A 12,862-nucleotide genomic window follows, 5' to 3' on the forward strand; every position below is an offset into this window, starting at 1 on the left:
ACAAACAGTTGTCATTGCTATATATTTATTTTGAATAGCGTTTTAAATAAATATACATGACCAATCTCGACGTAGCTAACCTCCGGGCTTATAACCAGCGCCTTAATCAAAATAAGTTTAAGAAACCAGAGGAGGTAATAGGCTATATGGGCGCTATGCAAGCCCAGGAATATGCTTATGCCAAATGGGCAATTGGATTGCGAATGCTGTCGCCCGCAGATAAATCTGTAGAAAAGGCGATGACTGCAGGCACAATTTTAAGAACGCATGTACTAAGGCCAACCTGGCATTTTGTATTACCACAGGATATCCGCTGGATGCTTAGCCTTACCGCGCCAAGGATCAACGCGGGCAATGCCACCATGTATAAAAAGCAAGAAGTTACTGAAGATATTTTCAATAAAAGCTTTAATGTATTTACAAAAACCATGCAGGGTGGTAAACAGTTAACTCGTACCGAAATAGCTAAAGCCCTTAATGAAGCTAACATAGCTACGGACGATTTGAGGCTTACCATAATATTAATGAAAGCCGAGTTGGAACAGTTGATTTGTAGTGGTGCCAGACAGGGCAAACAATTCACCTATACCCTGCTTGACGAACGTGCCCCCATGACACCGGTCATTGATCGGGACGAAGCGGTAGCCCGGCTTGTTCTTCGTTATTTTACAAGCCATGGCCCCGCTACCTTAAATGATTTTGTACATTGGAGTGGTTTAACCGTTGCCGATGCTAAAGCAGGCATTGAAATAAACAAACAACAGCTGAGCAGCATTGTCATTGAAGGAATAAATTACTGGATGGCTGTTGAGGTAGATTTAAGTAAAGTAAAAAAATCAGGCACATACCTGTTGCCCGTGTATGATGAATTACTCATTGCCTATAAAAACCGCGATGCTATGGTACCTGCTAAATTCCGGGATAAAACGGGTGCTATCACCTTTTTCCCAACCATAATGGTCAATAACCAAGTACTGGGCAACTGGGGCCGGAGCATTGGCAAAAAAGCTATAGATATTGAGTTAAAGCCGTTTGGTAATCTCACAAAAGCACAAAGCGACGCTATTAAAACGGCAGCCCATCGTTTTAAAAAGTTCAACTGATTATCGCGATAACAAACATTAATAACCACTATAAGTTACCTATAAAAATACACACCATGCCCGAATTACCCGACCTTCAGGCTTTTAGCCATAACCTGCAAAAGAAGCTTGCAGGCAAAACCGTAAAAAAGATAGCAGTCCCAAACGCTAAAAAGCTAAATGTTAGCGCACATGAACTGGATGAAGTTTTAAGCGGACAAAAACTTGATAAAGTTTACCGTGAAGGTAAAGAACTGCACATTAAATTTAGTAAAGGCGATGTGCTTGGTTTACACCTGATGCTGCATGGCAAGTTGTTTTTATTTGATATTAAAAACGAAAACAAATACAGTATCATTGAATTGTACTTTGACGATGACAGTGGATTAACGTTAACCGATTTCCAAGGGATTGCAGCTCCAACCCTTAACCCCGAGAAAAAGGATGTACCCGACGCCCTTGAGGCAGATGTTGACTACCTAAAAAAACGCCTCGCAAAAACAAAAACCAATATCAAAACAGTTTTGCTTGATCAAAAGATTTTGCGCGGTATTGGTAACGCATACGCGGATGAAATTTTATGGCATGCCCGCGTTTCACCGTTTTCGGTAAGCAGTAAAATACCGGAAGCAAAACTGAAAGACCTGGTGCAGGCCATAAGATCGGTACTCGAAGACGCGGAAAAAAGTATCCTGAAATCAAACCCCGATATTATTAACGGCGAAGTGCGGGATTTCATGAACATCCATAATTCAAAGAAAAAGCACAGTCCAACCGGCGCAGCAATCCTGATTAATGAAGCATCAAGAAAAACGTATTATACCGATGAGCAGGAGTTGTTTGAATAAGATTAATTAAGGCAAAAACTACACCCGCATTTTGACAATAGGCACCGTCAGGTGCTACCTGTTTGTAGCAAAAATAATGGGTGGAGACTTTTGCGCCGTAGGTGCTACCCTTTAATAGCATATCCGAAAGGGTAGCACCTACGGCGCAAAATATCTTTTATGAATATTATTGCTACAAACAGGTATCCCCTACGGGGAAATTGAGGTTTCACAGATACTTAGCCTACTTGATGTACAGCAAAGTCGTTTACTCTTCGTTATTAATCTTAAAGTCTGCCCCTTAGGGAGGTTTAGGGAACTACTTCAACTTTTTTACCACAACATTAAAATCAACGCCTACAACCGGGATCTTTTTCCAAGGCTCTGCTTCGGTATCTTTATGAAAAGTACCACCGTTAAACAAGCCACAGGCAAAACCAATGTTTGAACCGGTTTTAGTTTCTAAAAACTCAATAGAAACTACAATATCTCCGGCTACCTTAACATTATATGACGATATATCTACTGTAATTAGCTGGTGATTATCCTGATTGTTATATTTTTTGATATAGCCTTTTATTTCGTCTTTAACCAAATTAGCTTCATTTGGAAGTTTTCCGGCCATTTGGTAAACATTCACTTTAAATGGGATGCTATCGTTTGAACGGTTTTGGGTATGAAAACTTAGTTTCAATAATTGAACGGGGTTTTTACCTGCATTCATTTCAATGCCAACTTGTCTGCCTTTAACAGCATCGAAAGAAGTATTGGATGAACCAGTTCGCAACTTATTACCTATTGTTTTGGTTTTATCTTGTGCAGATACGCCGACGGCAACAAGAGATAAAAAGCAAACGGCAAATAATTTTACAAAATTTCGAGGTGATATAAGATTTAGCATAACAATATTTTTAGATGGATTTACAGGGTAGACGATACTTACACACAAATGGTTGCAACATCAATCTGAAATTTTTATCGATTTATTTTATGCATCGTAGAGATGCATCACACGCGTCTGCAATGTATTCAAATTGTCCTAAAGGTAGACGCATGTGATCCATCTCCCTTTAGGACAATCACTCCTTTTTAACTACACTATTCCTGATAAAAATAACAGACATCAGCGCGCCTAAAAATCCTAAGCCAGCACAGATACGCATGATATTGCCATAAGCTGAAATAAATCCGTTGTGATAGGCAGTCTCTACTGCCTTTTTATTGGCTCCGTCAATATTGGCTGGTACTTTCGCATTCCCCAAATTTGCCGATTGTTCCATAACAGCCTTTTTATCTTTATCATTTAGAGAAAGCTTCTTCATCTCGCCCTGCATAGCGCCAGAAAAAAACAAAACTGCAAGTGCGCCGAAAATGGCATTGGCAAAGACATTTGAAATGCGCGTCATAGCATTATTAATACCCGACGCGGTACCCGAAAAGTGGTCGCTCACCGAACCCATAACCGTAGCCGTAAGCGGCGCTACCGTCAATGACATACCAAAGCCAAAAACAAGCACCCCCGGGAAGAAACTTGTCCAGTAATCAGACGGACCTGCGGTTTGCTTGATAAATGATAGCATCAGCAAGCCGGTACCCGCCAGTGCCGGACCAATGATTAGCAATAAACGTGGGCCTTTTTTATCGGCGATGACTCCGGCATAACGTGCAATAGAGATCATAAGCACAGTAAAAGGTAAAAACGTTAACCCCGATTGCAGTTGACTATATCCCTGCACCTGCACCATGTTTAACGACATAAACAGCATCCCGCCGCCCAAACCGGCATACAGAAAAAAGGTAAGCAGATTTATCCCGCTAAAGGTTTTATTATTAAACAGGGTAAGGGGCATCATGGGGTGTTTACTTGTTCCTTCTATGTAAATAAAACCCAACAGCAACAACAACCCTATACTCAACGCCCCGTAAACCTGCCAGTTATTGAAACCAACTGCGGGCATCCGTAAAAAACCAAACGTAAGCAATGCAAGGCCTAAAGCAATCGAGATAGCGCCAGGGAGATCAAGGGATTGATCTGTTTGATCGTCCTTACTTTCGGCAACTTTACGCCACAAAATGAGCAGGGCAACTATTCCAATCGGTACATTGATAAAGAAGATATATCGCCACAAGCCTGCATCGGCCAATGCGCCGCCAAGTACCGGTCCGCCCATGGTAACCACGGTGGTAATGGCCGACCAGGTACCAATAGCCTTCCCTCTTTCCTTAGCATCTATAGAAGATGAAATAAGCGAAAGGCTCCCCGGGATCATTAACGCGCCGCCAATTCCCTGTATAACCCTGAAAACAATAAGATAAAATACACCCGGCGAAAAGCCACAAAGCGCCGAGCCTGTTATAAAAATGAAGATCCCGATCATAAAGATCTTCTTGCGCCCCAGCTTATCGCCCAATGAACCTCCTATTAAAATCAGCGAGGCCAGCATCAGCAGGTAAGCATTCAGGATCCAGAACAGATCGGCACCTTTGGCATTAAGGCTTTGTTGCAGGGCCGGCAGCACTACATTGAGCGCTGTACCATCAATAAAAGCCATAGCCGAAGCCAGTATAGCAGAAACCATGATCCATTTACCCGCAGGGCTGCCCAATGAAACTGTAGCCATATTCTATAAGGTTTTAACTGGTGCGTTTATTGCAAAGTTGCAGTAAATGATCGGATTAAGTACACTGCAAAACAATAAAATAAAGGAGCGTTAAAAAATGACTACCGCCTGAAAACACCAATATTTTCCGGGCAAAAGAGTATCGTCAAAAATATAGCCGAAAGGTTAAGCGGTAATACTTCCGACTGATTTACGACAGAAAATAAAACTGTCAATACCAATAATACAATTATGGCTATAACGTGGTTACGATGCGGAATAGGAATACCAATTTTATCAATAAACCGCTTAGCCCTGAAGTTGCTCCGGTATATAAAGGGAAGTACCATGAAGTAAAAAACTCCAGCGGCTATCAAAACCCAATGCAGGGCAATTTGTCCAACTTCATTAATCTTCATTATCCCGCTTGCGTTTGCGCGTAATATGGTGGTGTTAGTTTTAAAAAGTTTATGCGTGGAGAGATGAAGCAGATCGGGCAGATGGCTCATTTTTTCGGCGATAAAAAACAAGCTCACTACCCCGGCTAAAATAAAAACGATACAAAACTGGATACTGCGGTAGCGGGAAAGCCTGATGAGGTATACTGCTGAAACGCCAAAGATCACCAGCAATAATAAAACAGTGACATATCCGAAAAATCCCCCATCGGCGCTATAGATCATTTCAAAATATGCCTTATTGGTAAAAAACAGCACGATAGCCAAGGCGGTAAACACGGTTATTAACCCGAAGATCACTTTCTCGAACCTGGTTAAACTATTTTTTTTACGGGCGGTATTATAAGTATTCAGCACGGCAATTATTTATAGATGATGTAAGGACTAACAAAAACCTGTTAATACATGTTTTCGCTCCTTTTAAAACGAACAGGTAGTCCGAATTATTTCCATCACATAAATGGAGGCATTCATCACATTTAATTCCGCCGTGGGCAATGTTGCAGTAATATTGAATCAACAAATCAACAGCCACATGAAAAAGCTTATCCTGATACTCTTTCACCTTACAATAGCATACCTGCTAAAGGCCCAGCCACCGCAACAACCCATAGTTTTAGGGCGGATTGATACCGTTTATTCCAACATCCTGAAAGAAAACCGACCGCTTTGGGTGTATACTCCTGGATACGATACCAATTACTTTTCAAAACCGGAGTTCCCGGTTTTGTACGTTTTAGACGCCGATGATCATTTTATGTCGCTGGTTACCATGGTTAAAGAACTTAGCGCTACAGCCGGAAATACCGTACTTCCGCAAATGATCATTGTTGGTATTTTGAATACACCGCATCACCGTACACGCGATCTTACCCCTACTAACACTGCTATGGATAAGTCATCAGGCGGGGGCGAAAACTTTGCTTCCTTTATACAAAGCGAACTGATCCCATACATAGATAAGCGATATTCTACCGCCCCTTACCGTACTATGATTGGTCACTCGTTAGGAGGCTTAACCGCAATCAATATACTATTGAAACATCCGCAGGTTTTCAACGCTTACATAGCTATCGACCCGAGTATGTTTTATGATAATGATAATTTACTGAAGCAAACTACAGCAATCTTTAAACAAAAGAATTTTAGTGGCAAAAAACTGTTCCTCGGCTTTGCCAATACTATGAACCCCGGCATGGATACCGTGCAGGTAAAACGGGACACATCCGGGATATCACACCATATCCGGTCGATCATGAAACTGGCTGATAACCTTACCCTCAATAAAACCAACAACCTGCAATGGGCAAAGAAGTATTACCCTGACGATGATCATAATTCTGTCCCTATCAATGCCGAATATGATGGATTAAGATTCATCTTCAAAAACAATCGTTTCCCCCGAAACCAGCCTTATAATCAATATTTCGACAAACAATATAGTGGCGCTCAATTAAGGAAAATGATAGATGAACATTACAGCCTGATGTCTAAAGAAAGGGGGTACACCGTGCACCCGCCCGAGGCTGAAATGAACGGTATAGGATATGCCTTTTTACAACAAAAGGATTATGAAAAAGCGGCGATGTTTTTCCAGGTGAATATAGATAACTACCCCAAAAACTTTAATGTTTACGATAGCATAGGTGATTGCTTTTTAGCGCGGGGCGATAATGCCAATGCCGAAAAGTATTTCAAAAAAGCGTTATCCATCAAGTACACCAAAGAGATCATGGACAAGCTGGATAAAGTACAGGCAGCGAAGTAATTTTTTGCTATCTGTAAAAATCACGTCATTGCGAGTAACGAAACAATCTCCGATTAGTGGAGAGGCTATGCACATCCCTCTGCACAGTTAGAAATTGCTTCGTGCCTCGCAATGACGTGATGGAATATTATTTTGCCCTTAAGCCTACTTGATTCAACGTAGTTTCTCTTAAGCCATTGCACGAAGCAATCACCGATGAGCAGATTCCGGCCTGAACAGTTCCGGATTGCTTCGTTCTCTGCAATGACAATACTTTAATATCAATCTTCAATAAAGCCAACAGGCTCCAGATCCTTCAGCTCATCATCGGTAAATAACCTGGAATGGATCATAAACCTGAACCCGGTGGGGATCTCTATGGAAAAGCTTGAACCCCTCCCCTTGGTTATATCAAGCTGCAGCTGGGTATGCTGCCAGTATTCAAACTGATCTTTGCTCATCCAAAACTCGCACCCATCAACCTCTCCTATTTTTACATCGCTACCCCCAAGTTTAAACTCGCCTTTTTCAAAGCACATGGGTGATGAGCCGTCACAACAACCGCCGCTTTGATGAAACATCAATTCACCAAAACGCGATTTGAGTTCGGCTATCAGCCCCGAAGCTGCCGGGGTTATGGTTACTCTTTTGATCATTTTAATAGATTAGTTGTCACGATGTGTAAAAACTTACGAAGTTTCAAAAACTTCGTAAGTTTAAGAACGGGGATCGGTAAAAGCCGGGACTAAAAAAATCCCAGCTTGTTCTTATTATATGAGATCAGCATGTTTTTAGTTTGACGGTAATGGCCAAGCATCATTTTATGATTTTCACGACCAAAACCTGATTTTTTATAGCCACCAAATGGCGCGTGCGCCGGGTAAGCATGATAATTATTTACCCAAACCCTACCGGCCAGTATAGCACGGGGCACCTGGTAAAGTTCGTGGGCATCGCGGGTCCACACCCCTGCACCTAAGCCGTATAGTGTATCATTTGCTATCGCGATAGCTTCTTCAATGGTTTTAAATGTTGTTACACAAGCCACCGGGCCAAAAATCTCTTCCTGGAAAATGCGCATCTTGTTATTGCCTTTAAACAAGGTTGGCTGAATATAGTAGCCGCCTTCCAGCTCGCCATCTAACTTTTTAATCTCGCCGCCGCAAAGTACTTCCGCACCTTCCTCTTTACCTATTTTAAGGTATGACTGAATTTTTTCATATTGGTCGTTAGAGGCTTGCGCGCCCATCATGGTATTGCTGTCAAGCGGATTGCCCATAATAATAGCGTTAGTACGCTCAATCACCTTCGACATAAATTTGTCATAAATGTTTTCATGCACCAGGATCCTCGACGGGCAGGTACAAACCTCTCCCTGGTTAAGGGCAAACAGCACAGCCCCTTCTACCGCTTTATCAAAAAATTCATCATCGGCATCAGCAACCGATTCAAAGAAGATGTTTGGTGATTTACCACCCAGCTCCATAGTAACAGGGATCAGGTTTTCAGAGGCGTACTGCATGATCAACCTTCCCGTTGTAGTTTCGCCGGTGAAAGAAACTTTTGCAACCCTTGGTGATGAAGCCAGCGGCTTACCTGCCTCAGGGCCAAAACCTGTGATGATATTTAAAACGCCAGGAGGCAAAACATCCTGAATCAATTCCATCAGCACCATGATAGATGTCGGAGTTTGCTCGGCCGGTTTAACCACGCAGCAATTACCGGCAGCCAGAGCGGGAGCAATTTTCCAGGTAGCCATGAGCAAGGGGAAATTCCAGGGGATGATCTGTCCTACAACGCCAAGCGGCTCGTTTAAACAAATGCTTACAGTATATTCGTCATGTTCGGAAATTCCTCCTTCTTCGGCACGGATTACGCCAGCGAAGTAACGAAAGTGATCGATCACCAGTGGCAAATCGGCCGCGCGGCATTCGCGGATGGCTTTGCCGTTATCAATACACTCCACAACAGCCAATTGCTCCAGGTTAGCCTCTATAATATCAGCAATCTTATTCAGTAACGATGCCCTGTGAGCAGCCGATGTTTTGCCCCAGGTTGGGAATGCGGCATGCGCGGCGTCTAAAGCCATTTCAACATCTTCCTTTCCTGATCGTGCGGCTTTGGTGAACACCTTACCGTCAATAGGCGAAATGTTGTCAAAATATTCGCCTTTAACTGGCGGAACAAATTTGCCGCCAATAAAATTGTCGTACTTATCCTTAAAGGATGGTTTAGAAACAGCGCTCATAATTTTTATGTTTTTTGGTAATGCTAATGTAGAGTTAGCTCGCTGTAAGGCATTTGTATTATGCTCTCAAATGGTAGCACAATGGTCGCATTTTTTGCAGCGGCTTGTTATTGAGGATAAGTATGCCTAATTTGGCTTAAATTATAAACGGCTATGAATAACAAAATCCTGTTATCTCCACTAAGCCTATCGCACGGAAAAGAACTGAACACCCTGGTTGAAAACCGCAAGGCTTACACCATGAACCAGTGCGAGCTCAATGTTTTTGAAACGTTTCAGCGCAGCGAACTTGTGCCCTTAACCTTCAGCGACCTGGTAATTACCAGTATGTTGCGCGGCAAAAAGGTAATGCACCTGTTTGATAAGCCGGGTTTTGATTACCTGCCCGGTGAAACGGTTATAGTTCCGCCGAATATTACCATGAAAATTGATTTCCCGGAGGCCAGCATCAATCAGCCATCGCAATGTACTGCCCTTGCCATCAACCACCAGGAAATAAGCAATACACTTGATTTTTTAAACGAAAACTATCCGAGAGAAGATAAAAAGATCTGGCAGCTGAATTATAACCAGTTCCACTTTTTTAATAATCACGAACTTGCCCAGCTCATCAACAAACTCATCCGTATAAGTACCGGCGACGCATTAACTAAAGATGTACTGGCTAATCTGACTTTAAAGGAATTACTCATCCGCATTATGCAAATGCAAAATCTGCATGAAGTAAGCGACAACCTGCATGAGCTATCAAGCAGCAGCAGATTTGCCTATGTGCTGGAATACATCAGGGTACATTTGAGCGATAAGCTCAATATTGATGCACTAAGCCAGATGGCCTTCATGAGCAAAGCCAGCTTTTTCCGGGCATTTAAACATGAGCTTGGAATTTCGCCGGTTGATTATATCATCAAGGAACGCTTGCAATTAGCGAAGCAACTGATGAACAACCCCAATAACAGTATCTCTGAAGCTTGCTTTAAAGCCGGATTCAATAACCTCAACTACTTTAGCCGCGCCTTTAAGAAAATTGAAGGTATAACGCCGAGTTGTTATAAGGCTAAATTACGGGGCGGGCATTTGAATTAAAGAGAAAAATCCCCTCTTGAGAGGGGGCGCGATGAGATGTGCGGCTGCAGGGGTGTGTTTCTACTGCATTATGGTCGCTTACTGAAACACACCCCTCCACCCCTCTCAAGAGGGGTGGAGGGGCCAAAGCTATTTATTCACTGTTTACTCCTTCGGCACCCCATCCTCAAAACCACCTTCGCCACTGCTTCCGGCTATATCCAGGTTCCAGGCCGAGGTTAATAAATAAGGCGCTGCACCATCTGCATTTTTATTGCTGTAAGTACATTTAATGATCCTGCTTTCGCCGGGAGCCAATGAAATATAGTTATCGCTGAAAATTACCGGTAAAATATCATCACCACCCTGGCCTTTTAAAGCACGTAAATGAACAAAGAAAGCCACAGCACTACCAGTATTTTTTATAGTTACAGCGTACGAAGTACTATCACTCCCAACTTTGTTGCTTTGGCTAACAGTTAGCTTTGTTTTAGGAAGCGATTGCAATGCCGAATAATCTGCATAGGCAGATTGCGGCGTGGTAAACCAGTTTGACTTTTTCCAGTTCAGCTCGTCGCCTTTTTTGGAGAGCCAATACCAATTAATGCTTTTGGTTTCGCCGCTTTTATCGCTCAGCTCAAGGCGTAGCAGATAAGTATCTGATAAACCTGTAATGGCAGGCAGCGCAAATAACCTTTTCGAGGCATCGGCACCAATATCGGCGGTTACCGTTTTGCTGAACTTGCTGCTTCCATCCAGGTTATAAACATCAGCTTTAACTTTTAACCCGCTGAATGTTTTCAGATACGAATTGATCACAGCTACTTCGTTTGTTTTATATGAATACAATACGTGCAAAGGCTCCATAGCCTTTTTCATACCGAAATAAGTACCGGCAGGATACAGGTAGTAATCATAAGTATGCCAGATCAGTCCCGGCCATGGGTTGCTTAGCATCCATTGAACCACGCCTGTAGCAGTTTGGTATTTATTTAAACCATAAGCTTCCATCATGGCGCGGTGTGCTTCATAGTTTTGGGCCTGTGCCTTGGCTACATAATTTTTGATGGATGACGTTTCGCCATAACGGCCATAAAGCGCTTTGGTAAAAACCTTTGTTGTACCAAATGAACCAGTACCGCAATGATAATTCCAATCGGCCGAGGTTACGTTCAATGAATCTTTCGGAATAAATTTGATCAGGCTTTCGTAAGGCGGTATTGACGGGCCCGGCGAAATTTCGGTAGCAAAACTGTAAGTACCACCAAACTTTTTAGTGGCATCGGTTTCCCAGTAAATTGGGGGCACCCACTCATATGGGCCGGCCATTTTCACCCCGCTGTAACCCGATACTTTCGATTTGCTTTCGTTTGCGGTTGCCAGCAGCGGGTTAGGCCATTTCAGTTGCTTTTCAATCTCGAGGTAATCGCGCTCAACCGAAGTATCTGTAGGTGGCATATCGCTGCCATTGAGCCATACAAACAAACTGGCCTTGTTGCGCAGCCAGTACATCACGCTGCTATCTGATGCCATAGCCACTTTACGCTCTGCGGCATCCCATTTTTCGGGATGTTGCCAGGTGCCGCAGCACATCCAGCCGTTCATAACCATCAGGCCATATTTATCACACAGATCGTAAAAATTATCATCCTCCATTTTACCTTCGGAGCGTACGATGTTCATATTCATATCACGCACCAGGCGGATTTCCTGCTCCTGCCTTTCAGCAGAACGGCGCTGGAAAATATCTGGCGACCAGGCCGCGCCTCTCAGCATGATAGGCTTTCCATTTATAATAAACTCGCGCGATTGGTTATCATCAATAATTTTTGATGTAAACTCCCTGATACCAAAATTTTCGGATACCGAGTTGCTTAACTTTTTATCAACCACAGCGGCAACTTCAATCCGGTTAAGATTGGGTTTACCATACTGCCAAGGCCACCAGACAGATGGATCCTTAACATTAAGCTGTTTAAATTCAAGCGGCGAAAAGTTTATATTTTTTGATTCATTGGGCAGCAGATGTACCTTTTTTTCGAAGGAGATATTCTGGTTGATCTTACCTTTAATTACCGCGTCCTGAGCTTTATTGGTGTAGTTGGTTACCTGAGCATCTACAGTTAAATGAGCAACCGCAAGTGAAGGCAGATCGAAATCAGTAGTAACCAGCGGAAACTTCACACCTACTTTATTATATGTTTTTACCTCTACATTATTGATGATACCACCGTTATAATCCTGCGGGTACGGGATCCAGTCGGCATAATCAATGGCCAGGTCGCCGTCGCGTTTGTTAGGAGTAAATGGCCTTAATACCTCAATTGCCAGCGTATTGGTGCCGGTGTAATTGATGTTTTTGGTCAGATCGAGGTCGATGATCCGGTACGGGCCTTTAACTTTGGTTGAATCGGCAATTTTAACACCATTGAACCAAACGTTGGCTTTGTAGTTAATGCCATGCAGGCGCAAGATCACATTCTTGCCATTTTCGGCAGCAGGGAGGTTAAACTCTCTTCTGAACCACCAGGGTTTATCCAATTTAGGATCGGCCAGTTTTTCGAGGTTCTTGCCCATAAACGGATCGAAATTATAAACCTGATTAGCCAGCAAGCCCGCTAAAATGGTAGAGGGCACACTTACCTTATACCAGCCTTGTGTGTTAAAGTTCTCCTTCGAGATCTCTGTAGCGGCGGCAGGTGCTGTAACTACCGATTGCATTTGCCAGTCATCTTTCAATAACAGGTTAAAATTTTCCTGTCGCCCCTGTGCAAATGCTCCTGCGCTAAACAGAAACATTGCCGACATTAATAATATTCTTTTCATGGTAGATAT

The 12,862-nt window shown here is 42.9% G+C and carries 10 protein-coding genes; 4 read left to right on the plus strand and 6 right to left on the minus strand.

What is annotated here, in order from left to right; translation table 11 throughout:
• The first annotated feature begins 56 nt into the window (after window positions 1-56).
• A complete protein-coding gene (locus DEO27_RS12725; protein WP_112565499.1) occupies window positions 57-1,103 on the plus strand; it encodes a winged helix DNA-binding domain-containing protein in 1,047 nt (348 codons plus the stop codon).
• A 56-nt stretch (window positions 1,104-1,159) separates the two neighbouring features.
• Window positions 1,160-1,930 (plus strand): DNA-formamidopyrimidine glycosylase family protein, encoded by a 771-nt coding sequence (locus DEO27_RS12730; RefSeq protein ID WP_112565496.1) that lies wholly within the window; start codon window positions 1,160-1,162, stop codon window positions 1,928-1,930.
• 298 nt (window positions 1,931-2,228) lie between these two features.
• Here DEO27_RS12730 and DEO27_RS12735 read toward each other — a convergent pair whose 3' ends face one another.
• From DEO27_RS12735 to DEO27_RS12745, 3 genes are all read right to left on the minus strand, one after another.
• Window positions 2,229-2,810 (minus strand): hypothetical protein, encoded by a 582-nt coding sequence (locus DEO27_RS12735; protein ID WP_112565493.1) that lies wholly within the window; start codon window positions 2,808-2,810, stop codon window positions 2,229-2,231.
• Window positions 2,811-2,988: 178 nt separating this feature from the next.
• Complete coding sequence (locus DEO27_RS12740; protein WP_112565491.1) at window positions 2,989-4,530, minus strand: MFS transporter; 1,542 nt, start codon at window positions 4,528-4,530, stop codon at window positions 2,989-2,991.
• Between the two features lie 101 nt (window positions 4,531-4,631).
• Complete coding sequence (locus DEO27_RS12745) at window positions 4,632-5,324, minus strand: hypothetical protein (protein WP_112565488.1); 693 nt, start codon at window positions 5,322-5,324, stop codon at window positions 4,632-4,634.
• Between the two features lie 178 nt (window positions 5,325-5,502).
• On the opposite strand from DEO27_RS12745, the gene DEO27_RS12750 reads away from it, so the two are divergent.
• On the plus strand, window positions 5,503-6,735 hold the full coding sequence (locus DEO27_RS12750) for an alpha/beta hydrolase-fold protein (protein WP_190295398.1): 1,233 nt from the start codon (window positions 5,503-5,505) through the stop codon (window positions 6,733-6,735).
• Between the two features lie 260 nt (window positions 6,736-6,995).
• Here DEO27_RS12750 and DEO27_RS12755 read toward each other — a convergent pair whose 3' ends face one another.
• The gene (locus tag DEO27_RS12755; RefSeq protein ID WP_112565482.1) at window positions 6,996-7,370 is read right to left on the minus strand and encodes a DUF779 domain-containing protein; all 375 of its coding nucleotides are present in this window, start codon (window positions 7,368-7,370) and stop codon (window positions 6,996-6,998) included.
• An 89-nt stretch (window positions 7,371-7,459) separates the two neighbouring features.
• Window positions 7,460-8,962 carry an aldehyde dehydrogenase family protein gene (locus DEO27_RS12760; RefSeq protein WP_112565479.1) on the minus strand — a complete coding sequence of 501 codons (1,503 nt, stop codon included), beginning with the start codon at window positions 8,960-8,962 and terminating at the stop codon, window positions 7,460-7,462.
• 153 nt (window positions 8,963-9,115) lie between these two features.
• Here DEO27_RS12760 and DEO27_RS12765 point away from each other — a divergent pair, with 153 nt between their 5' ends.
• Window positions 9,116-10,048: an AraC family transcriptional regulator gene (locus DEO27_RS12765; protein WP_112565476.1), complete on the plus strand. Its 933-nt coding sequence runs from the start codon at window positions 9,116-9,118 to the stop codon at window positions 10,046-10,048.
• Between the two features lie 144 nt (window positions 10,049-10,192).
• On the opposite strand, the gene DEO27_RS12770 is transcribed toward DEO27_RS12765, so the two are convergent.
• Window positions 10,193-12,853: a glycoside hydrolase family 2 protein gene (locus DEO27_RS12770; protein WP_112565473.1), complete on the minus strand. Its 2,661-nt coding sequence runs from the start codon at window positions 12,851-12,853 to the stop codon at window positions 10,193-10,195.
• Window positions 12,854-12,862: the final 9 nt, after the last annotated feature.

Source organism: Mucilaginibacter rubeus (assembly GCF_003286415.2).
GTDB lineage: Bacteria > Bacteroidota > Bacteroidia > Sphingobacteriales > Sphingobacteriaceae > Mucilaginibacter > Mucilaginibacter rubeus_A.